The sequence below is a fragment of the Anaerostipes butyraticus genome (genome assembly GCF_016586355.1).
GTDB lineage: Bacteria > Bacillota > Clostridia > Lachnospirales > Lachnospiraceae > Anaerostipes > Anaerostipes butyraticus.
Genome location: NZ_BLYI01000073.1, coordinates 1 through 23,390 on the forward strand (window position 1 = coordinate 1; position 23,390 = coordinate 23,390).

At 42.6% G+C, this 23,390-nt stretch carries 17 protein-coding genes; all 17 read left to right on the forward strand.

The genetic code is table 11. The annotated features are described in order from the left end of the window. Positions 1 to 4 precede the first annotated feature (4 nt). The 17 genes from JMF81_RS16835 (at position 5) to abc-f (ending at position 23,365) form a co-directional block, all read left to right on the forward strand. Positions 5 to 118, forward strand: a complete 114-nt coding sequence (locus JMF81_RS16835) for a PTS system mannose/fructose/sorbose family transporter subunit IID (RefSeq protein WP_334297476.1) — start codon at positions 5 to 7, stop codon at positions 116 to 118. Positions 119 to 288: 170 nt separating this feature from the next. Next, positions 289 to 663 carry a DUF956 family protein gene (locus JMF81_RS15625; protein ID WP_201312353.1) on the forward strand — a complete coding sequence of 125 codons (375 nt, stop codon included), beginning with the start codon at positions 289 to 291 and terminating at the stop codon, positions 661 to 663. 18 nt (positions 664 to 681) lie between these two features. Further along, complete coding sequence (locus tag JMF81_RS15630; protein ID WP_201312354.1) at positions 682 to 1,617, forward strand: type I phosphomannose isomerase catalytic subunit; 936 nt, start codon at positions 682 to 684, stop codon at positions 1,615 to 1,617. A gap of 10 nt (positions 1,618 to 1,627) precedes the next feature. After that, positions 1,628 to 3,769 (forward strand): PTS transporter subunit IIABC, encoded by a 2,142-nt coding sequence (locus JMF81_RS15635; RefSeq protein ID WP_201312355.1) that lies wholly within the window; start codon positions 1,628 to 1,630, stop codon positions 3,767 to 3,769. 567 nt (positions 3,770 to 4,336) lie between these two features. Further along, positions 4,337 to 5,293 (forward strand): AAA family ATPase, encoded by a 957-nt coding sequence (locus JMF81_RS15640; protein WP_201312356.1) that lies wholly within the window; start codon positions 4,337 to 4,339, stop codon positions 5,291 to 5,293. After that, the gene (locus JMF81_RS15645; protein ID WP_201312357.1) at positions 5,286 to 6,386 is read left to right on the forward strand and encodes a DUF58 domain-containing protein; all 1,101 of its coding nucleotides are present in this window, start codon (positions 5,286 to 5,288) and stop codon (positions 6,384 to 6,386) included. Before JMF81_RS15640 ends, JMF81_RS15645 begins: the two co-directional genes overlap by 8 nt. Next, the gene (locus JMF81_RS15650; protein ID WP_201312358.1) at positions 6,340 to 8,607 is read left to right on the forward strand and encodes a transglutaminase-like domain-containing protein; all 2,268 of its coding nucleotides are present in this window, start codon (positions 6,340 to 6,342) and stop codon (positions 8,605 to 8,607) included. The genes JMF81_RS15645 and JMF81_RS15650 overlap by 47 nt, the downstream gene beginning before the upstream one ends. Positions 8,608 to 8,913: 306 nt before the next feature. After that, a complete protein-coding gene (locus JMF81_RS15655; RefSeq protein WP_201312359.1) occupies positions 8,914 to 16,227 on the forward strand; it encodes a DNRLRE domain-containing protein in 7,314 nt (2,437 codons plus the stop codon). 124 nt (positions 16,228 to 16,351) lie between these two features. Beyond that, on the forward strand, positions 16,352 to 17,182 hold the full coding sequence (locus JMF81_RS15660) for a hypothetical protein (protein ID WP_201312360.1): 831 nt from the start codon (positions 16,352 to 16,354) through the stop codon (positions 17,180 to 17,182). Between the two features lie 31 nt (positions 17,183 to 17,213). Further along, entirely contained in the window at positions 17,214 to 17,585 is a 372-nt protein-coding gene (locus tag JMF81_RS15665; RefSeq protein WP_201312361.1) for a hypothetical protein, read from the forward strand. A gap of 148 nt (positions 17,586 to 17,733) precedes the next feature. Further along, a complete protein-coding gene (locus tag JMF81_RS15670) occupies positions 17,734 to 18,147 on the forward strand; it encodes a hypothetical protein (RefSeq protein WP_201312362.1) in 414 nt (137 codons plus the stop codon). Then, entirely contained in the window at positions 18,144 to 18,836 is a 693-nt protein-coding gene (locus tag JMF81_RS15675; protein ID WP_201312363.1) for a DUF5412 family protein, read from the forward strand. Before JMF81_RS15670 ends, JMF81_RS15675 begins: the two co-directional genes overlap by 4 nt. A gap of 65 nt (positions 18,837 to 18,901) precedes the next feature. Further along, positions 18,902 to 19,099, forward strand: coding sequence for a hypothetical protein (locus tag JMF81_RS15680; RefSeq protein WP_201312364.1), 198 nt, complete (start codon positions 18,902 to 18,904; stop codon positions 19,097 to 19,099). Between the two features lie 670 nt (positions 19,100 to 19,769). Beyond that, positions 19,770 to 20,129, forward strand: coding sequence for a hypothetical protein (locus tag JMF81_RS15685; RefSeq protein WP_201312365.1), 360 nt, complete (start codon positions 19,770 to 19,772; stop codon positions 20,127 to 20,129). A 42-nt stretch (positions 20,130 to 20,171) separates the two neighbouring features. Continuing rightward, positions 20,172 to 20,666: a hypothetical protein gene (locus JMF81_RS15690; protein ID WP_201312366.1), complete on the forward strand. Its 495-nt coding sequence runs from the start codon at positions 20,172 to 20,174 to the stop codon at positions 20,664 to 20,666. A 191-nt stretch (positions 20,667 to 20,857) separates the two neighbouring features. Continuing rightward, on the forward strand, positions 20,858 to 21,475 hold the full coding sequence (locus JMF81_RS15695) for a hypothetical protein (RefSeq protein WP_201312367.1): 618 nt from the start codon (positions 20,858 to 20,860) through the stop codon (positions 21,473 to 21,475). Between the two features lie 396 nt (positions 21,476 to 21,871). After that, positions 21,872 to 23,365: a ribosomal protection-like ABC-F family protein gene (abc-f, locus tag JMF81_RS15700; RefSeq protein WP_201312368.1), complete on the forward strand. Its 1,494-nt coding sequence runs from the start codon at positions 21,872 to 21,874 to the stop codon at positions 23,363 to 23,365. The last annotated feature ends 25 nt before the right edge of the window (positions 23,366 to 23,390 follow it).

Here is a 23,390-nt window from a genome sequence, read left to right on the forward strand (position 1 = left end):
GCCATTGCTGCTGACGCTGCTGTGCATGTGGCTGTTAAAGAAGAACGTATCCCCGATCGTTATCATCATCGCCCTGTTCATCGTAGGTATCGCAGGACATGTAGTGGGATTATTATAAGAAAAAAATCTACATATGATTTTCAGAAAAGGCCCGGATTTTCCGGGTCTTTTTTGCCGGAGAAATAAAGAAAAATCTTTTTCATTCATAGTACCGCGGGCTGGACGGTCTTTCCCTAATAAGGTATAATAAAAAAGATAAAATTTTACAGAAAGAAATGGAGAAGTAAAATGGCTCAATCAATGAACACAAAAGTCGATCTTGTAATCAAAGCGACTTCTTATCAGGGTCTCAACAGCTATGGAAAGATCATGGTCGGAGACAAGGCTTTTGAATATTACAATGACCGTAACGTCAATGACTTTATACAGATTCCATGGGAGGAGGTCGATTATGTGGTCGCCTCTGTTATGTTCAAAGGGAAAAAAATTCCAAGATATGCAATTCAGACAAAGAAAAATGGTACATATTCTTTTGCCTCAAAAGAACCGAAGAAAGTTCTGCGTGCAATCAACAAATATGTGCCGTCAGATCATATGGTGCGTTCTCTTACTTTTTTTGATGTTTTAAAGAGAGCATTCCGGTCAAAATTCAAAAAGAAATAATTATAGGAGGAGAAAAGGATGGGTCATGTTTTAAAAATGAAACCGGTTTTCAAAGAAATGATTTGGGGAGGTCATAAACTAAAAGACGTTTATGGATACGACATTCCAAGTGATCATACGGGAGAGTGCTGGGCACTTTCTGCTCATAAGAACGGCGACTGCGAAGTGGCTGATGGAGAATTTGCGGGCAAAACGTTATCCTGGGTGTTTGAAAACCACAGAGAGTTATTTGGAAATATTGAGGGAGACCAGTTCCCTTTGCTGGTTAAGATCATCGATGCCAAGAATGATCTGTCTGTACAGGTTCATCCGGATGATGCGTATGCAAGAGCAAATGAAAATTCTCTGGGGAAAACAGAGTGCTGGTATGTCCTTCAGGCAGAAGAAGGGACAAAGATGGTTATGGGACATCATGCCAGAACCAAAGAAGAATTCGTAAAAGCAATTGAAGAAGATGACTATGATAATCTGCTGAACTCTTTTCAGATCAAAGAAGGAGATTTTTTCTATATTCCATCCGGAACCCTGCACGCGATCTGCAGCGGGTCTTTGATTTATGAAGCACAACAGTCATCTGATATTACATACAGAGTTTATGACTATCACAGAAAAGGTGCTGACGGCAAGGAAAGACAGCTTCATGTAAAACAGTCGATTGAAGTTACAAAGGTGCCGTCTGACAATGACAGAAAGCAGGAATTTGTTAAAACGAAACTGGAAAACGGTGAGAAAACCAGATATGTAGAAAGTGAGTTTTTTAAAGTAGACAAATATCAGCTGGAAGATGAAAATGTTATTAAAAATGATGCACCGTTCCAGATGGTCAGTGTTTTAAACGGAGAAGGAACAATGGATGGGGATGCCATCAAAAAAGGAGACCATTTTATTATTTGTTCCGATCAGAAAGAGACAAAATTCTGCGGCAGCCTGGAACTTATGATCACAACACTGTAAAGGAAAAAAGATGAGAGAGAAGATTTTTGGAGTATTGCAGAGGATCGGACGGTCTTTTATGCTTCCGATTGCAATTCTGCCGGCTGCAGGACTGCTTTTGGGACTGGGAAGTTCTTTTACGAATTCTGCAATGATCAAAACGTATGGATTAGAGAAGGTTCTCGGTTCCGGCACAGTGCTGAATGAGTTTCTAACTGTTTTAATGAAGGCAGGGAATGCAGTATTCAATAATCTTCCCTTGATCTTTGCCATTGGGGTTGCCATCGGCATGGCAAAAAAGGAAAAGGAGGTTGCGGCCTTATCGGCCGCAATTGCCTATTTTGTAATGAATGCTTCCATTAATGCAATGCTTGGCATGAGCGGACAGATTCTGGAAGATGGAACGATTGCGCCGGGAGTGCTGAATGGGACGATTACAACAGTTGTTGGAATTGAGACTCTGCAGACCGGAGTATTTGGTGGCATTATTGTCGGACTTGGAGTAGCGGCGCTTCATAATCGGTTTTGTATGATAGAATTTCCGGCGGCTTTCTCCTTTTTCAGCGGAAGTCGTTTTATTCCGATCATTAGTACTGCGGTTTATGTATTTGCAGGTATTTTATTGTTTTATGTCTGGCCGTTTGCTCAGCAGGGAATCTATGCTCTTGGGCATCTCGTGACAGAAACCGGATATTTCGGGACCTTTATTTTTGGGATCGTCAAGCGGGCGCTGATTCCTTTTGGTCTTCATCATGTTTTTTATCTGCCGTTCTGGCAGACAGGCGTAGGCGGTTCCATGGAAGTGGCAGGCAGAGTCATAGAAGGAGGACAGAATATCTTTTTCGCCCAGCTGGCAGATCCAAATACGGTTCATTTCAGTGCGGATGCGTGCAGATATTTTTCCGGTGAATTTATTTTCATGATTTTCGGACTTCCGGGAGCGGCACTTGCCATGTATCAGTGTGCCAGACCCGAGAGAAAGAAGGTGGTAGGCGGCCTGATGCTTTCCGCAGCGCTGGCTTCTATGATGACAGGAATTACAGAACCGATCGAATTTTCTTTCCTTTTCGTGGCTCCTATGCTGTTTGTGGTGCAGGTTGTGCTGGCAGGCGCGGCTTATATGATCGTCCATATATTAAATATTGCAGTGGGGCTTACGTTTTCAGGAGGACTGCTGGACTTTATCCTTTTTGGCGTCCTTCAGGGGAATGCGAAGACTGACTGGATTCGGGTGATACCGGTGGGGATTATTTATTTTGCTTTGTATTATTTTATTTTTAAGATACTGATACTGAAATTTGATTTAAAAACACCAGGGCGGGAAGATGAAGAAGAAATTATTTTTTATGAAGACAGCGGATCCTTCGAGATGGAGGATGCCGATATCAAAGGCATGGAACATACTGCGCTGATTGCCATGGGTCTGGGCGGAAAAGATAATATATATTATCTTGACTGCTGTGCTACCAGACTGCGCTGCTCTCTGGCAGATATCCGCAAGGTCAATGACAGGATTTTAAGGCAGACTGGATCCAGGGGAATCGTAAAGAATGGAAATGTGGTACAGATTATTTACGGTCCGAATGTAACAGTGATCAAGACCAATCTGGAAGAGTTTTTATCCAGTCATGTATCAGAACGAAAATTCAGGATTGTGTCGGATGACAGCAGAGAGGAGCAGATAGAAGAAGAAATCATCTGTATGCCGGCCAGAGGAGAAGTCATCGCTCTGGGAGACACGGAAGATGAAGTCTTTTCTGAGGGAATGCTGGGAGAAGGCTTTGCTTTAAGGCCTTCGGAAGGAAAAATCTATGCACCGGTCAATGGAAGAATCACTGCTGTATTCGGCACGAAGCATGCAGTGGGCATGACATCGGAAAAAGGAGCGGAACTGCTGATCCATGTGGGACTTGGAACGGTAAAGCTCAAGGGAGAGCCATTCTATGTGGAAGTGGAGCCTGGAATGAAGGTAAAACAGGGGGATCTTCTGCTGGAATTTGATATGGATATGGTTGCCGATGCCGGCTGCCTTCTGACGACGCCTGTGGTTGTAGGAAACAGCGAGGAATACGACAGCATTACCATGGAGAATACAGGAAATATGGAAATTGGAGCTCCGGTGCTGATATTAAGCAGAATCACAGCGCAGTCCGATAAAGAAAAAGAAGAATAAAAAAGACAAGGAAGTCTGGAGTGTCAGGCTTCCTTTTTTAATTTTTGTCAAAAATAGAACTGTTTTTTTCAGGAAGAAGCCTCCGGAAAATTGGAAAGTCTGCGCAGGAGGTGGTGATTTGGGAGAAAGAACCTCCGGTGGGTCAAAAAGCCTGCATGGGAGGAGGTAAGCAGGGAGAAAGAACCTCCTGCGGGTCAAAAAGCCTGCATAGGAGGAGGCAAGCAGGGAAAAAGAACCTCCTGCGGGTCAAAAAGCCTGTATAAGAGGAGGCAAGTAGGAAGAAGAAGCCTCCTGTGGAGTCCAAAACACATACAGGAGGATACTGCCATGAAGAAGAAACCTCCGGAGGTTTAAAAAATCAAAAGAGGAGGAAACCAGCAGAGGGACGACAGGAGACGTCTAAGGAGAAAAACTGAGAAATCATAAAATCTGCAAAAGTAGAGAAATAGAAGGGCGGATATACGGCGTTCACAAATTTTTAAGGAAATCCTAAACTTTCTTATGTTGACTTGAAGTTAACTTTAAAGTTTATGATGGAAATAGAAAGAGAGAAGGAAGGAGGCCTTTATGGAACTAAGAGAAACCGCATGGAATCTGCTGAAAACGGTCGATCAGGTGATTCTCGGCAAGTCCGGAGAGACAAGAGAAGTGCTGGCGGCAATGCTGGCGGGAGGCCACGTCCTCCTGGAAGATATTCCCGGAGTGGGAAAGACAAGCCTTGCAGTGGCATTTTCAAGACTTCTGGGGTTCCAATGGAACAGAGTCCAGTTTACACCGGATGTTCTGCCGTCAGATCTGACCGGATTTTCCATGTATCGAAGAGACACACAAACATTTGAATATCAGCCTGGAGCGGTATTCTGCAACCTGCTTCTGGCAGATGAGATAAACAGAACGTCACCGAAAACACAGTCTGCTCTTCTGGAAGTCATGGAAGAACGGCAGGTGACGGTGGACGGGGAAACAAGGGAAGTGCCATCGCCGTTTTTTGTCATTGCGACCCAGAATCCTTTCGGTACGGCAGGAACCCAGATGCTTCCGGCGGCCCAGGTGGACCGCTTCATGATATCGCTTTCTCTGGGATATCCGGATTTTGAAAACGAAATCGCCATGGCGAAAGGAGAAGACGCGGGAACCAGAGCAAAGAAATTAGAGCCGCAGGCAGACATTGAGACATTCGAAGAAATGCGCCGGCAGGTGAAAGAAGTATATATGGATGACGACTTGTATGAATATATCGTCAAGCTGATGACTGCCACAAGGGAAAGTCTGTACCTGGAAATGGGAGCCAGCCCAAGGGGAACCCTGGCGCTGGTGCGCATGGCAAAGGCTTCCGCGTGGCTCCGGGGCAGTGATTTTGTCATACCTCAGGATGTAAAAGAACAATTCTCTTATGTGGCGAAGCACCGCATTATCCTGAATGGAAAGGCCAGAGCGGACGGCGTAGCAAAAGAAGATGTCTTAAGAGGAATTTTGTCCACAATCCGGACGCCTGATTTTGGAAGGAAGAAAAAACATGCGTAAAATAGTTTATCTGGCGTTTTCTCTGCTTACCTTTTATCTGGCCGGAGTATACCGGCTGGATGTACTGATGTTTCTTTTTTTCACAGAAATCCTTTTATTCGCAGGAAGCTGTTTCCTTCCGGGGTATTTTCTGAAAAATCTGGATCTGCAGATCAGGCTGGAAGAGGGAGAGAACGGTTCGAAGAAAAATGAGCCGGTCAGCGGAAAAATCATCGTAAGAAACAAGGGACGGCTGCCAGTGACCTTATTTATCCTTTCTCTGACCTATAGAAATCTGAAAAATCCGGAGAAGAATCAGGAGACAAAACTGAATCTGAAAGGATATGTTTCTGCCCGGGATGTAACCGAAATGCAGTTTCAGATCGTATCCCAATACTGTGGAATCCTCCAGTGCAGCATCCGGGAACTGCGTGTCTATGATTATTTCCGCCTGTTTCGCAAAAAGAAGGCGGTAAATCTTCAGGACACACAGGTGCTTCTGCCGGAGGGAAAAGAAATCGAGCTGCAGGGACTGGAAGAATTTCGGAATATAGAAGATGCCGGCGACAGGCCAAGTGATCTCTGGGAGAAACGCCCGCCGGATGTGGACGATGTCAGAGAATATCAAAAGGGAGATGCCATGAGAGATATTCACTGGAAGCTGAGCGCCCGGAACGATGAATTGTTCATTAAGACATACCGGGAGGATGTCATACGTCAGGCGTCTCTGTTTCTGGATCTGCGGTATGAAGGAAACGCCCGGCTCAGAGAGATGGACGCATTTTTTGAACTAGCGGATTCTATTATCCGCATTTTTGTCAGAGATAAGATACACCTGCGGGTTTGGTGGTATGATGCTGCCGGAAAAGCCATGGTAGTGATGCAGGTAAGTGAAGAAGCCGACATCCGCAGGGCGGTGGAGGAACTGATCCGAAACGCCCGTTTCTATGCAGAGACAGGCGGAGACGATGCCATACAGTTGTACGAAAGCCAGATACAGGAGACGATGAGCCTTTGTCTGAATACGAAGTTTCAGCTGACAGGCCGTGGAGAAGTTCTGGCAGATTTTGCAAAAGATTTGGAAAGGCGGTGGAGTTCTGATTCACTTTCATAAAAAACAAAAAAACAGTGGAATGCAGCTTTATATCGGAAATTTTCAGACTCGGAAACCGTCCAGAGAAGGAATCTGGAGTGCTGCCATTTTTATATGTTATGTGAGCAGTCTTTTCGGGATTCTGTATACATTTCCGCTGAATTTATATATAAGCTATGAAAAATGGCCGGTTTACCTGACGGCGGTACTTTATGCGGCGCTTTTATTTCTGCGTCTGAAAAAGAAACATACGGTAAATACAATTCTGCTGGCAGGGATTCCGGTTCTGATTCTTCTGCTGTATTGGAGAGAACTGCCGGATCAATGGGCAGTTCTGTCGGACAGTCTTTCTCTGTCCGGGTCCGGATCCGGGGGAGATCTGACCGCCGGCATGATGCTTTTTGCAGTCGGCTGCGCCATCCTTCTTCAGGTGCTGATTTTTAAGGTCGGGGCAGGATGGGTGCTGTATTTCTACAGCATTCCGGTTATCCTTCTGGGGCCGCTGATCGGCAGAAATCCGGATTTTATCGGAATCTGCCTGTTTGCCCTGTATCATATCGGAACCAGTCTTTCCGGAAACATGATGTCCGGACGAAAACAGACCTATCCGGCGTTTTATAAGAAAAGCCATATGAATGTGGCTGGAAGAGGCATGTATTTCCTGGCGGCGGTATTTTTCGTATTCCTGGGAATCTCAGTGCTCCTGACCAGCCGGCATATGGAACAGCTGTTTGAAATCCCTGTGGCCATTGAACAGAGAATCCGTCAGACAACCATGGAAATCTTTCACACAGAGCCGGATAAGGGAAGGGTCAGTCGTGGGAACAATTATCCTTCGGGACAGCAGCTGCTGGAAATCATTGTGGATGAGAAGCCGCAGGATCCCATTTATCTGAGAAATTATATTGGTGGAACCTATGAAAACAGCCGATGGGAGGAGGCGGATGATTCCGAATTTTATGACAGATCCATACGGGGAGGCAGCAGGGACCGCTGGGAGTACATCGGCCGGTATGCCTTCGAAAACCGCCAGTTTTCTCTTCTGCAGTATATGGGTGACGGAGATCTGATGCCGTTTCGGATTGAAATACGCCGTCTTTCGAACGGATTGTCGGGATATTATACTCCGTATCTTTCCCGCTATCTGAATATGACAGAAGAAGGATATGTATTCTCGGCTTATACCCAGGAACAGTTTGAGAGTATTTTTGAAAATACGCCTCAGGAAGAACTTCAGTGGTATGAGAACCGGGAAAGCCTTTACGGTCAGTTTGTAAGAGAGCAGTATCTGGATGTGGACCGGGAAAGCCTGCCGAGACTTACCAGTCTGTGTGTTGAAAACCCGCAGCAGGGAATCGATCATATCACATCATACATTGTAAACACCCTGCACAGCATGGCGTCTTACACGCTGAATCCCGGCGTGATCCCGCTGGGAGAAGAAATACCGGAATACTTTTTATTCGAAAGCCACAGAGGATACTGTCAGCACTTTGCCACAACCGCGGCGCTGATGTTTCGTCTCTATGGGGTTCCGTCCAGATATGTCACGGGATATATGGCACAGCCGGACGATTTTGAGCAGCAGGCTGACGGCACCTGGAGAGCCGTCCTGGAAGATGGGGACGCCCATGCGTGGACGGAAGTCTATGTGGACGGCCAGGGATGGAAGGTAGTGGACGCGACACCGTCTGCGGGAGATGAATCTCAGACGTCACAGGCATCCACAGAAGAAAGCAGCACCCAGGCCGAAAATACGGCGCAGGAAGATGTGCAGGAAGAGACCGATACGGCACAGGAAAGTGAACATGCAGGAATTGACTGGCTTGGAATCATCCGGAGAGTCCTCTGGGTTCTGATGATCCTGCTGGCTGTGGGAGCCGCAGTCTTCCTGATACATTTCCGGAGAAAACGGAAACTGGAAGAAATCCGGAAACTTCCGGCAGATGAACTGTTTGTCCGTATGATGGAACTCATTGGAATGGGCGGATACCTGCGGGGCAAAAACGGAATGGAAGAAGACTTTGCCCAGTGTCTGTCAAAAGAAATTGAACGTATCACTCCGGAAGAAGCCAGAAGGCTCATGAACCTGGTATACCGGGAATCCTTTGGAAAAGGACATATTTCAGAGAAGGAACAGGAAGAAGCTTATCATATTTATGAAAAAGCAGGAAACTTTGTATATCCGAATCTGAAACGATGGAGAAAATGGTATGTGAGATATTGGAAGTGTTATTTATAATATCAGGCAGTTTGATGATGTCCTGAAAAATTGAAAGAATCAGCACCGGGATTCGGTGCCTTAACAGGAAGATAAGATGGAAACATTTTATCTTCCTGTTATTTTTGTACAAAATAACTAGATTATGAAAAACTTTTTATGTATTTTCAACAAAGTTAAAAAATTTTGAGGTCCACCGTTACTTTGACCCTCTTTTTCCGGATATATAAGTGAAGGCATGTAAGAGAAAGGAGGATATGAAACAAAGAACGAAGAGTAGCTGGGTGTGTAACTGAAAGTTTTAGCAAAATACAAAAAGGAGAATGTATGAAAAAACATATCAAGAGAGGATTATGCAGTTTTCTGGCGTTTGTTCTGATGTTCACGTCAGTGCAGTGGGCGGAGATCGGAACGGCGGTCCGAAAGATTTATGGAGCGCAGGAAACGCAGGGAAACCAAAAAGAGGTCATAGATGCGGAGAGTACGAAAAGTTCGACGACGTTTCAGCTGGCCGGAGGAAAGAAGCAGACCGTTTTTTATGGACAGGATGTCCGGTTCGAAGATGAGGATGGAAATCTCAAAGATTATGATCCAACCCTTGTCAAAGTAGATGGAGGAAAAAGCGAGAGCGGGAAGGATTTAAAGGAATATCAATATACCAACAAAGAAGGAGATAAGAAGCATTATCTGCCGAAAGACCTGACACAGGACACTCCGATTTTGATGGAAAATGGCAATTATGTCATTTCTTTTGCTCCAATTTATGGAGAAAAGAAGAAAGATCAGACATCCGGTGATCAGAGTTCCGGAAAGAGCCAGCAGGAAGGACAGACGGACGAGAACGCAGGAGAGGACGAACAGCGCGGGACAGAAGAGGATGCAGACTCGGAGCAGGAAAAGACGACAGAGGAAACAAAACCGCAGGCAAGATCCGCAGTAAAAAAAGCTGCTGTGAAAAGTCAGGATGCACAAAAGACAGAAAAAACGGCTTCAGACAAGACTGCTGCCGCAATGGAAAAAGCGGTGGCAGGAGAGAATGCATTTGCTGATATCCAGGAACTGACCCGGGGAGAGATAGAAAAAGAAGAGGTACTGAATGCGGAAGATGAGAAGGAAGAACTTCCAGTTAAAGTTTCCTATGAGTCTGATGATAAAGACTACATCTTTTCCTATCAATCACTGGATACCGGGATCAAGGAGAGCATTACACTGCATGAAGCGCCGGATGATCATAAGCTTCAGTTCCGATTTTATGCCAAAGGCATGACAGCCAAGAAAAATGTCTTAGACGGCGGCATCACATTCTTGGACAAAGAGACCGGAGATATTGTGGCGTCTCTGGAAGCTCCAAACATGAATGATGCTTCTGGAAATGCTTACAGTGAACAAATTTCCTATGAGATCGAAGCAATCGAGGGAGAAGAAGACACCTATCTTTTGACTCTGGTATTAGACGGGGATTATTTTAAAGACTCCGGGCGGAAATATCCGGTAACGATCGATCCGACGGTCACATGGAAGGGATCCACAGACTTTTGGGATGTATATGTCATAAACGGCACCTACAAAGACATGAACTTTTATGATTCCGGTGTCACAGTTATGATGGCTGGAAAAGCGAAGCAGGGAGTGTGCCGTACTTATCTGAGATTTAAAGATTTTACGGAAAAGATCAAAGGGAAATATGTAGATTCTGCGTCGCTGACCATTTATGAGACGGAAAACAGCCAGAGCGGTCAGGTGATCGAAGCACGAAGGGTGACGGCAGGATGGACCAGACCGGGTCTTACCTGGAGCAATCGCCCGGGTTATTCAACCAATTATGGCACAACGACGACAACAGGAACCGCACGCAAAGCAAGATCGATCAATCTGACCAGTCATGCCAGAGAGGTTGCGTCTGGTGCGATCGCATCTTGTGGGATCATGTTAAAGAATGCGGATGAGACCAAAAGTTTTGGAAAGTTTTATTCTTCCAGATATTCCAATGCGTCTTACCGGCCAAAGATGGTCGTAACTTACTATGACGGACCGACAGCGCCGGGCAGTGTGACAGCTTCGCCGCAGTATATCAAAAAAGATGGAAAAAGCACCATCGCATGGAGCGGAATTACATCGAAGTCACTGAAACAGGTTCAGTACCGTGTAGCGGCCCTGAACAGTGATAAAACAGAAGAGACGAAAGTCGTGAAAGACTACACGTCCACAGGAAAGAATACGGCAGGTGGAAATTATACGCTGGATGCGAAGAGTCTGAGACTGACGGATGGCATTTATCGAGTCAGCATCCGTGGACTGGACAATGGCGGGATTTACGGAACAAGGAAAAGTGTCTATCTGTATGTAGACAGCGCAGCACCGAAGATCACAAGTGCTTCCATTGATGCCGGGGATGGCAAAGGAACGACAGAAGACGATCCGTCTTCCAATATGACGCCGACGCTGAAATGGAATGTATCGGATTCCTATCTGTCAAAGATTGAGTATCAGGTTGGAAACGGAGAGAAAGTCAAGGCAGGAGATAAGGCCAGTGGTTCCGTCGAACTTCCGGCATCCTATTTTACAGACAGCGGGGCCTATGAAATTAAGCTGATTGTAACAGACCGGGCGGGAAATCAGACAGAAAAGACTCTTACTTATCATTTTACAGACCAGGCGCAGGCAGATGAGTATCAGCCGCAGGATGCTTCCGTTCGGAAATCCTATGGGAAAGCGGTCATTTCCTGGAAGAAAGAAGAAGCCCTTCCGGGAAGCATCTACTATGAGGTGCATCGGGGAACCAGTGAGGATTTCCAGCCGTCTGACGCGACACTGGTACAGAGCGCGGTCAAGAACGCATGGTGTGCAGACACTCTGACAGGAAGCGGAAAAGAATATTATTATAAAGTCCGTGCGGTAAAGCTGGCAAAAAGCGGTAAAGTACTGGGAGCCAGTCAGACGGCGGATGCAGGAAAGATCCGGCAGGATGGAAAGAGCGAATATCAGCAGTCTCTGGGAAGCAAAGATTATCGCGATACTGCGGAGGTTTCCACCCCGAACGGCACGGGAACGATTGATAAAGCCAGCGGAAATCTGACGTATGCGGCAGATGACTTTGATATTTCTGTAGGAGCCATGGGATTGTCTCTTACGAGAACTTATAACAGCCAGACAGATAAGACAGGTATGCTGGGGAACGGATGGTATGATACATTCCATAAAAACCTGTATCAGGTGGGAAATGATATTGTGTTCCAGGATAGTGACGGAACGTATCTTACCTTCCAGAAAGATGGAGACGGTTATATCTCCAAAGAGAGCAAAGATTATACATTAAAACTTGAAAATGTAAAGAATGGAGGATTTGAAGAACAGTCTCCGAACGAAGGCAGTGAGAGTATTTTGGCAAGATCCGGAGAATCCAGTGAGGACTATCGGCCAAGCCATAATGTTACAGTCTCATCCGGCGGGGAGACACAGATTGAGAAAGAAACCGTACAGAAGACCATCCTTTCCTCCTGTACGCTGACGGATAAGGATCAGAACGTTTATCGCTTTGATGCCAATGGATCCCTGACAGCGCAGGAAGACGCCAACGGCAATTATATCTTATATGAGTATGATGATCAGGGAAGACTTGCTGCGGTTACGACCAACAAGAACCAGACGCTGACCATGGAATATGATGCTTCTGATCTGCTCCAGAAGATCAGTCTGCCGGATGGCACCAAAATGGCGTATACTTATGATGGAGATGGAAACTTAAAAGAAGCCAGACGTCAGTCCGCGGATCAGGGGCAGACCGTGTCATATCCATACAGTTATGATCAGGAAGGCTGGCTTGTTCAGATCAAAGATGCGAAAGGAAACAGTTATGCCATCGCTTATGAAGACAAGAAGGCTGTAAAATTTACGAAGCCAAATGGAGAATACCAGAAGCTTGTCTATGGGGATGGAACGACCACTGCCACATCCCATAAGGGAGACGGTACACAGATCGCCAAAGATTCCATGACCTATGAAAAGGCCACAGGAAAGATCTTGTCTGCGGTAAATCCTGCGGGGATCCGGACAACCTATCAATATGAAAATACAGCCAATCCTCTTCTGCAGACAGGAACAGAAACAACGGTTTCTTACCAGACGCTGACAGGAAGCGGAGCATCACGGAGTGTAAACTTCAAAACAGATGTCAAAGTGACCACATCGACAACCTATGATGCCAATGAAAATGTGACAAAAGAAGTGGATGAGACCGGACAGACGACAACAACGACCTATGGCAGCGGAGATCAGGCAAACCTTCCGCAAAAGGAAGTGACAAAGAACAGTGATGGAGAGGCTGTTTCTGATATCGCGTATACCTATGATGAAAATGGGAATACCCTGACGGAAAAAGATTCCGTGGCGGAGACAGAGAGCCGTTACGCTTATGACGAGGATGACAACTGGGAGATGACCGATGAGTGGACGTATGAGGAAGGAGAAGAGATCTCTCATGAAGAGATTTCCTCAGAGGAAGCAGATCACGAAGTAGAAGAATCTTCTACGACCAGTCAGGGAGATGTAACAGAAGCTTCCACCACGAAATACGATGCCATGGGACGTGAAATCGAGAGCACCGATGAGAATACCGGCGAAGTTACAAAGACGACCTATGATTTCATGGGACGTGCAGTAAAGACAGAAAAAGAACTGGAAGGAAAAACGCAGACCGAGACGAAGGCATATGATGCAAATGGAACTGTGACGTCAGAGACCAGCAGTGCCGGTGTGACAACGACCTATACATATGATTCTCTGAACCGTGTCGTAAGATCAGCAGAATCTGCAGATGGACTCCAGACAGTAACAGAGACAGCTTATGGATATGAGGATGCACAGATCCGTACCTTAAGCGGAACGAAATCTTATGGAAATCTTTCGGTTGAGACGGTAAAGACCAATGGAAAGACGACGTCAAAGACATGGAAAGATGCATCAGGAAATGCGGTCCGTACGTTAAGCGGCGGGGTGTATACCGACCATGTGTTTACGGACGATGGGAAAGAGATCGCAGCCATTGTTCTTGGAACTTCTGTGTCAGGAAGCGGCAGGATCACATTAAACCTCTATGACAAACAGGGGCAGCAGACCCATACGATCCAGGATCCAAAGGTGGATGGAAATGAAGTCGGTACCAGTGAAGCATCGATCGTGACAGAAACGGAATACGATGCCAACGGAAACGAAGCATCTGTTACAGATGGAAACGGAAACAAGACAGCCTATGGCTATGACGATCAGAACCGTCTGACAGAGGTTGAACAGGGAAGCCTGAAACATAAGATCTCTTATGAAATAGGAGAGGACGGAAAGACAACGACCAGCCTTACCGATGCCAATGGTCATGTGAATCAGGAGGTTACCAATGCGGCCGGACTCACGGAACGCACAGTGGATCTGGGTGATGGAGACGAGAAGATTGCTGTGTCCTATGAGTATGACGAGAAAGGAAATAAGACGAAGGAGACTTATGGGAACGGAGCATATCAGACGTTCCGTTATGATAAGAAAAATCGTCTGATCAAAGCCGAATCTTACGAAGCGCCGGGACCGGCAGAGAGTGCGGGAAGCCGGACTTTGATGACAAAATACAGTTATGATATCCATGATCAGGTCATCGAGATGGCGGACTACGAAGTATCCGGGAATACAGAGACAGCATATCGCTACACAGAATATACTTATGACAGCAGGGGACGGATGACAGGATATGCCCAGCTCGACCAGAGCAGCCAGCCATCTGCGGATGAGATCAAGGCAAATCAGATTACGTACACATATAATGCAGATGGAAATCTGGAAAAGGTGTCTTATCCGGCGAAGAAAAACGGAATGACAGGGCTTTCTTATATCTATGACGCCAATGGATGGCTCAGCGAGATTAAAGCACAGACAGGATCTGCTCAGGAGACGATCCGTACTTATGTGTATGACGCTTATGGAAAGGTGACACAGATCAAAGACATCCGTGATATCGCATCAGGCGGCAGCAAAGCGGTACAGAAGGACTATACCTATGATCAGTTTGACCGCGTTACGAAGATGACCGGAAAAGATCTCGAAACCGGAAAAGAGATGGAGTCCTATACTTATGCTTATGATAAGAACTCCAATATCGTTAAGAAAACGGAGATCAACCGTTATTCTGCTAAGAAAGCAGTCAATGAGACAAAAGATTATACTTATGATGCTTTCGGACGATTGATCAAAACGGTCACGACCGATCATGCGGACGGGGATCAGAAAAAGACCGTCACCTATACCTATGATAATGCAGGCAACCGTCTGTCAGAAGATGATGGAAATGAAAAGACGACATATGCTTATAATGGACTGGATCAGATCAAGACAGCAACCGTGGAAAAAGGACAGGCAGTCGATTCTGTCCGTCAGTATTCTTATGATGGCAGCGGAAACGAGACGGAAGTAAAGGATACGAAAACGGGCGAGAGGACGCTGAAAGCTTACGATGCAAGGAACCGTCTGAGTGAAGTCGCTGTTATGACAAAGGACGGAAAAACTGGAGTGGTCCAGCAGAACAAGTATAATGGAGAAGATCAGAGGATCCGGAAGACCGAAGGAGACGCGACGACAAACTATTACTATCAGGACGGTATGGTATCTTATACGACCGATGGAGAAGGAGAACAGACATCCCAGAACCTGATCGGCCTGGAAGGAAACATCATTGGAACGCAGCGTTACGATGGTGAGAAGACCTCTTACTATCTCTATAATAAGGACATCCAGGGAAGCACCACCAGCCTGATTAAAGAAGACGGGACAGCGGATGCAGTTTATCGGTATACGGACTTCGGGGAAACAACGATCGAAGGAGATAACAAGGCCAGGAATGAGGTATGTTATACAGGTGGTATCTATGACAGCACCACAGGGCTCTATTACCTGAATGCCAGATACTACAATCCGGAAGATGGAAGATTCCTGACAGAAGACACCTACCGGGGAGAGACAAAAGAACCAGATACATGGCATTTGTATGCATATTGTAAAAACAATCCGGTAAATTATACAGATCCGAGTGGACATGTCGCAGTAAAAGTAGTTAATGGCATTGTAGGGGCTATACTGGGAGTAGGAGTAGATAGTGCATTGAAGTGTTTTTTACATTATGTGGCAAAGAAGGGCTCACTTAGAGGATTTAAGATAAGTGTCAATGAGTTTGTGTCATCAGCTTTCTCTGGATTAATGGATGGTATTTTAATGTCATCAAAGTTAAAGAGAAACGCACAGGTTGTAGCTGGAGCAGTAAAAGGGGCATTAGCATCATATATAAAAAATAGAAAACGTAATTTAAAAACAATAATGAAAAATATGTTCATTGATGCTGCTGTTGGTGGTGTATGTGGGCTTTTAGGAGGAAATGGAATTGCAAGAAAATATTGGAATAGAGGATTGTTTAGGAAAGGAAGTTACACATATAAAAAGGTTACGATTAAATACGGAACTAAAATAAAAATAACTTCTAGAAACTTTAAGATGACAAAGACGGTTGCAAAGGAGAGTGCAAAAGCTTTTGCGAAGGGGACAGGATTAAATGTTCTTGCCACAGGCACTATTTCTTTAATAAAGAAGTGTAAGAAATGGATGAGGTAATAACTTTAGATGAATTTGTAGTCCGGATATTTTTAATATCTGGACTACGAAAGTATAAAAGAAAAAATTATTTTTCTGAAAATCAAATTATGTTTTTGGTTTTAGATATGTAGAAGGTGAATAAATGAAACTATTTAATATGGAAAAAACTTTTAAGCGAGCTTTTTGGATAGCGGTGGTTCTTTGGTTGATTGCTACGATTGAAGTTGGATATATTTTTATATTGGTAAAAGAAGAGTGGAAATATACAGTAAATATAGATAATTGCGAGGCGGGAAAAGGGCGAATAAGAGAAATAAGGAATGGTTCAAAACAAGAAAATGGAGAAGTATTAAAGTACATTACTCTAGAAGACGGCAGTAAGATTTGCATCTTTAGAAAAGAAGGGGAATGGAAAGAGTATCCAGTTATTAAGGAAAAGAATCTGATGAATTTGCAGAAAGGAGAAAATCTTGTATATACACGAGATGAAGAAAATGCAATAAAAGGACATAATCTTGTGTATGATATAGAGATAAAAGGGAAGCAATATATGCCTCTAGGAGAGGTCAGAAAAGCTGATAAGATAAATAATGGGATTAATGTACTCGCAGTTGCTATGTTTGCTTTTTTTTCAATTTTTATGTTTGGAATGATGCTCTTTTTTTATAAAAATGCGGAAACGAGTGATATGTACATTAAAGAGGAAGAGGACTATGAAGAAATACAGGAGAGAGATAGAAGAAGAAAAATATTGGCCTTTGTATTTGGGGAATTTATGGCTCTTTGGGCACTCTACTCCATAAAAGATTATTTTCATTTTCATTTTCCTCTGACCCAGGTGTTTGCCTATTTGCAGATTATAGGAATTACTGCATGGAAGCTGAAAAAAGCGGAGACACGGCTGGAACGAGAAAAGATCGTATTGTGTGCTTTATATATTACAGTTCTCGTAACGATGATGATTTTTCTTTAACTGAAAAATAAAAAGGGTGGGTGAATTTGATTTGGAATACATTGGTTCAGTTTTTCTGATACTTTTAGTGTCTGTTATTTTGAGCTTAATTGAGACATTAATGACTATTGGTTCGGATTTCGGTGAGTTTAGAAAAATGTTTGGCAAGAAAAAATTAGTGTTTTGGATTATTGTAGATGCAGTTGTTTTCGGAATTGTAGATTATCTGGAAATTGTGCTGGGATGGAGAGTACCGCTGCGAAAAGTTTTTGCGCTTTTGTTCTTTCTTCTTTTTGCGGTTTATTGCTATAAACAATGCGAAGATGCAGAAGAAAAAAGAGATACGATGATACTTTTAGTGGTGTCATTTGTCATTATAATTGCAGGTGGGCAGTTGCTATGTGTACTGCTGGAACAATGGTAAAAAATGAGTCCTGCTATGTAAAGAACAACCAAAGCCGACCACTTATTTTTGTGCATTTTCCATAAAGTTAAAAAATTTGAGGTCTATCGTTACTTTGGCCTTCTTTTTCCGGATATATAAGTGAAGATATAAGGAAGGAAAAGAGAAAATGAAAAAATTAGTAAGTGTATTAGAAGTGCTGCTGGCGGTTATTTTTATATTGATTTCACTGTTGCTTTTATTGTTAATAGATCCAACAGGAAGAGATTGGGAGATCAATCTTCATGAAGGTTATATCATACAATCATTGAATGCAGAGGAACAGTCACTGATCCGGTGGACGAAAGAGCGAGAAGAGAAAGATTCTCTGAATTCCGCAGCACTCATTTTAGACGGAACTTTTAAAAAATTTTATGCAGATGATGATTATATTATGATTTTTGAAATGAAGAATAAAACATATTATTGTGTGAACAGAGAAAATGAAGAAATCATATTTAAAAGTCAGGATGAGGATAAAGTAAAAAATTTCTCCCAAAAAGTATTGGGAAAAAGAAATATCGAATGGGAGGAATTGGGATGAAAGAACAGAAAAGAATGATAGATATAACAGCTGTTTGTCTAATACCCATTGTTTGTATTTGGATGAAAAACAGTTATGAACATTATACTGCAAAACAAATTTCAATATTTATTGGAATTATGTTTCTTTTGATCAATGGCTGCCTGTTCCTTAAAGAGAAAAGGAAAAAGGATATGCTGATGAAAGGCACATTCGCAGTAATTTTTTTAGGTGTCGCTATTGGTTACCAATTTGATTCAAAAATGGCAGTGATATATATCGCAGATTATCTATGCTCAGCATTTATTGTTTTTCTTATGAAAAAAGGGTGGGAGTTAAGAAAAGAAAGAGCCAGAGCATTTACAAAAATGTTTTTATGTTTTGGTATTTTCTGCCTTATGTACAGCGGCAGCTCGTATTATTTGTTTGAAAAAAGCATACAGGATTACAGCAGTATGTATGAGATGGATTCCATGGATTCTCCAAAAGGAACATATACAGCAATTTCGTATATGTATGACATGAATGAAAAAGAGGAATACATTGTATTTGTTAAAATCAAAGAAAAGAAATCAGAAAAAGAGAAAAACGTATATTTGGCAGCGCAGGACAATTTGGATGTGAGAATGAAATGGATATCAGAAGAAAAGATGACAATAAATGGAGATAAATTAAATGTTACAAAAGACGTATTAGATAAAAGAGAATAGCAGGATATATTTAGATCATTGAATTTTAATCTAAGCTGGTTTTGGAGGAGGGAAAGGGAGAAGATATGTACGTTTATCAATTAATGTATAAGAAAGAGAAAAAAGGCTTTGCAAGCCTGATAGGATATTTCAGCAGTTATAAAAAAGCCAGACAAATCATGAAAAAATATAGTTCAGAACTTCCGGGATACAAAGACCATTCTCATGGATTCAAGATTAAGAAAATGGAATTGAACCGGGATAACTATTATTTTTATGATTAACAAAGGAAGTTTTATGCTTTAAAGATCAAAAAAACGCATATGCGAAGGAAGAGATTGCGTTCATATTTGTATTAGATGGTAGAACATATTTTATGAAAGGTTGGAAGGAGCTATATATACAAAATAGATTTTTTTGGAACAATATTGCAAGAAATAAAGATTCTCCTTATACCATTATTAATAGTACTGTTATTTAAAGATTTTATTATTAGTGTTGTAATGAAAAAAATTACAATTCTGTCATTTCTAAAAAGAGAAGTTAAGACTATTTTAAAAGAAGGAGTAGGATTATTTTTTTGTATTTTAATTTATGAATTATTTGGAAAGTTTATATTGGGCATTTTTGTTTTAATTGGGTATTTAATAATATTATTATTATCATATTTTTATAAAGGATCAGCAGAAGATAAAATAGATGGAATCAATTTAATGATAGTTATATTCGGAGCTTGGATTATGATTATGTACATAATGTAAAATTGCTATTTTTCAAAGAGGTTCCTTTTGAGTTAAAACGATAAACTAAGCATATCGCATAATATGAAAGGAGAATCGAAATGGGACAGTTAGATGAAAAAAAACTGATAAGGCGTTAGATAAAGCAGCGTTAAATCAGCATCAGAAAATATTAGATATAGTAGAAAAAAATTGTGATCAAATGGTATGAATCGTGCCAATAGAAAAAGTTAAAAATGAAGAAGAACGATATGAGGAAGAACAGGACCTGAAAAATTGTTATGTTTTTAAGGATTTAGAACCTTTTTTTCTGGAGAGCAGATTATGCAGAAAGAATGGATCCATCATAAAGAGGAAGAAGAGTAAAAAAGGGTATGTAATGACAGATAATTGGTATTATTATCAATGCAATAAAGAAAGTATAAAAATTTTAAGAAAGTACCCTGACTTGTATAATTTCGCTGATTATTGGTTTGATATTTGTTTTATAAAGAAGGACGAAATCGTACTGGAAACAATCTCACATGAAGAAATGTGTTCTGGATCAGAAGAATTGTTTCAGGAATTGCGATGATGATGTTCCTTTAACTGAAAACCAGGAAAGTGAGGGATAGTTATGAAAAATAATTTGAGAACTAAGAAATTTATAATTGTATTTATTGTTTTAATTGGATGTTTCCTGATAGCAGCAGGAGTGAAAGAAAAGAATCAAAGAAAATATTGGTCGGCAGAAAGCAAAGATGGAAAATGGGGATTATATGCTGTGGAAGATGAGAAAGGATTTTGGGAAGGATTCTTGATTTATTTCGGAAATACGAGTGGTAATATTGGAGAAATAAAGATTTCCGGAACAATCGGGGAAGAGAAAAGAGAAGAAAAGATAAATGCGGAAGAGTACATAAATGACTATAAAAAAATAGTGTCAAAAACAAGAGGGAAAACAAGTTACTATAGTGTTGTGATATGGGGATCAGATACCCCGGATATTATGCTAAAAATATATTACTATGAACAAGGAGAAAGAAAAGAAACGAAAGTAAAAATGGATGTTAACGCAAGTATTACATTTTCGAAGGAGAAGCAGAATTCTATGCAGCAGCAGGCAGGATGATCCTGCTGAAAAGTGAAAAAACGGAAAATTTTTACTGTGTTGATCCGGATCATAAGACAAAAAAATAAGGTTTGAGACAAAGGATAAGGAGGAATTTTCGGCTTATTTAAAACAGAATTATGACATTGATTCCTATACATGGACGGAAATAAAACAGAATTAGTCAATTCGATAAAAAGGAGAGACATATTATGTATATTTATCGTTTATCTCATGGATATGAGGAAGAGAATATAGAAGAAAGTAAGAGCAGCATTCAGCCTTTTTTCAGAAAGGGCTGGATGCTGAGAAATATAAAAGATCAAAGAAAGTTTCTGTCAGAGGTTTTTGATCAATGGAAAATCAGCAGAGATTTTAACGAATTTCTTGTATTATTAGCACAGACGTGGATAGCGTTGGAAGATATATACATAGAAGACGTGGATAAATATTATAATACAAATTTTTTTGAGAAAAAGTTATTTTTTTATCTCTTAGAGTATGGAGAAGAGACATTGATTCAAAACAAAAAATTCGTTTTATTAGATGGTTATATTCAAGCGACAACAGAATATTTCTTCTGGGGGAATCCGGAACTGAAAATTGAAGCATCAGAAGAAAAAGGGAAAAGATTATTGAAAAGAATACGAAAGGAAAATCCTGGTGATTTTATTGTGGAGTGGTTTTACAGTCTTATATTCGCAGGTCCAGGGGAATATAAAAAATTTTACAAGAAATTCGATGTAGGGAGCAGAATAAATGACGTATTTCCACTAGATACAGAAGTTGATCATTACTTTCGAAAACTAGCTGATTTATCAAGAGGCTGAGTGTGGTTTGTTATTCACAGTTGACATTCGGGAAGGAGTATGATACAAAGAAAAAGAAGAAAACAAAGGATTGAGGTGAAAACATGCGGAGATAAGCTTGCTAAGAAGAGAAAAGGGCACCGTTTTGATACACGGTGACAGTCATTAGCAGGGATATTCCGCAGATTTTCATGATCAGCAAGAATCATAGATATGAGTCAGACAGAGACAGCCGTTGGAAGAGACGGTGTTTTGTGCGATACGCCAAAGGGCGGCTCGCCGTGCTTGCACGAGTGTGCATCCGGCGTATATTCGCCGCCAGGTCTCATAAGTTTTGCATTTTGATGCTGCAGGAATTCCCCTGCAGTATTTTTTTGCGGTAAGCCCGGAAAATATCGGGCAGAAGGAGGTATGAAAATGTCAATGATTCGTGTTGCAAATGTAACCTTTGGATATGATACCAGTTCGGAAAATGTATTTGAGAATATATCATTTCAGGCAGACACCAGCTGGAAACTCGGGCTGATCGGAAGGAACGGAAAGGGCAAGACGACTCTGCTCCATCTGCTGGAAGGAAAATATCCGTATAAAGGTGAGATTCAGACCAGTATGCCGTTTCAGTATTTTCCCTTTCATGCCGGGAATCAGGAGCGGAACACCATTGATGTACTGGAGGATATGGACCCGCAGTATGAATTCTGGAAAATCCTCCGGGAGATGAATCTGCTGGGGATTCCGGAGGATGTGCTGTTCCGGCCTTATGAGACATTGTCCTGCGGAGAACGGACGAAAATCCAGCTGGCTGTTTTGTTCGCCGGAGAAAATTCTTTTCTTCTGCTGGATGAGCCGACCAACCATCTGGATGTGGAAGGAAGGGAATCAGTGGCCAGGTATCTGTCCGGAAAACAGGGATTTATTCTGGTATCCCATGACCGGGCTTTTCTGGATCAGTGCGTGGATCATATACTGGCCATCAACCGGAACAGTATTCAGCTGCAGAAAGGAAATTTTTCCTCCTGGTATGAGAATAAACAGAGACAGGATCAGTTTGAAGCGGCTCAGAATGCCAGACTGAAAAAAGAAATCCGTCATTTGCAGGAAGCTTCCAGAAGAGCGGGACAGTGGGCGGATAAATCCGAAAGATCCAAGATCGGCCATGACCCGGTCAAACAGACCGACTGGAAAGGAAGACGACCGTATATCGGGGAGAAGACGAGGAAGATGCAGGCCAGGAAGAAAGATATCCAGCAGAAACAGAACCGGGCGGTAAAAGAAAAATCCGGGCTTTTGAAAGATCTGGAGGAAATACAGTCCCTGAAGCTGCGCCCGAAAGGACATGAGAAAAAGCGGCTTGTCCGGTGTGAAAACCTGCAGATTCTGTACGACGGCCGGAAGATTTTCCGCCCTCTGACCCTTGAAGTATCCCAGGGAGAGCGGGTGAATTTAAGAGGAAGCAACGGATGCGGCAAATCCAGTCTGATCAAACTGATCCGGGGAGAAGAAATAGAGCATCAGGGCACAATTGAGACTGCGGGACACATGGACATTTCCTATGTATCTCAGGATACTTCCATGCTTCGCGGAACTCTGAGAAATTTTGCCCGGGAAAGAGGAGTGGATGAAACTCTCCTGAAAACCATCCTCCGGAAACTGGACTTTTCCAGGGAGACGCTGGATCAGGCCATGGAATGTTTCAGTCAGGGGCAGAAGAAAAAAGTGCTGATCGCAGCCAGTCTGTGCGACCGGGCGCATCTGTATCTGTGGGATGAACCCCTCAATTATATTGATATATTTTCCCGGATGCAGCTGGAGGAACTGTTAAAGGAATTTCAGCCGACGATGATATTTGTGGAGCATGACCGGGTGTTTGCGGACCGAATCGCAACCAGGACGGTGGAGATTACGCGCTGATATGATTGACAGGAAAAGGAGCCTT

Coding starts and splice junctions, on each gene's coding strand:
- JMF81_RS15695 (WP_201312367.1), top strand. CDS start 20,858: ATGTATATTTATCGTTTATCTCATGGATATGAGGAAGAGAATATAGAA.
- JMF81_RS15690 (WP_201312366.1), top strand. CDS start 20,172: ATGAAAAATAATTTGAGAACTAAGAAATTTATAATTGTATTTATTGTT.
- abc-f (WP_201312368.1), top strand. CDS start 21,872: ATGTCAATGATTCGTGTTGCAAATGTAACCTTTGGATATGATACCAGT.
- JMF81_RS15680 (WP_201312364.1), top strand. CDS start 18,902: ATGTACGTTTATCAATTAATGTATAAGAAAGAGAAAAAAGGCTTTGCA.
- JMF81_RS15655 (WP_201312359.1), top strand. CDS start 8,914: ATGAAAAAACATATCAAGAGAGGATTATGCAGTTTTCTGGCGTTTGTT.
- JMF81_RS15660 (WP_201312360.1), top strand. CDS start 16,352: ATGAAACTATTTAATATGGAAAAAACTTTTAAGCGAGCTTTTTGGATA.
- JMF81_RS15625 (WP_201312353.1), top strand. CDS start 289: ATGGCTCAATCAATGAACACAAAAGTCGATCTTGTAATCAAAGCGACT.
- JMF81_RS15630 (WP_201312354.1), top strand. CDS start 682: ATGGGTCATGTTTTAAAAATGAAACCGGTTTTCAAAGAAATGATTTGG.
- JMF81_RS15675 (WP_201312363.1), top strand. CDS start 18,144: ATGAAAGAACAGAAAAGAATGATAGATATAACAGCTGTTTGTCTAATA.
- JMF81_RS15670 (WP_201312362.1), top strand. CDS start 17,734: ATGAAAAAATTAGTAAGTGTATTAGAAGTGCTGCTGGCGGTTATTTTT.
- JMF81_RS15640 (WP_201312356.1), top strand. CDS start 4,337: ATGGAACTAAGAGAAACCGCATGGAATCTGCTGAAAACGGTCGATCAG.
- JMF81_RS15635 (WP_201312355.1), top strand. CDS start 1,628: ATGAGAGAGAAGATTTTTGGAGTATTGCAGAGGATCGGACGGTCTTTT.
- JMF81_RS15645 (WP_201312357.1), top strand. CDS start 5,286: ATGCGTAAAATAGTTTATCTGGCGTTTTCTCTGCTTACCTTTTATCTG.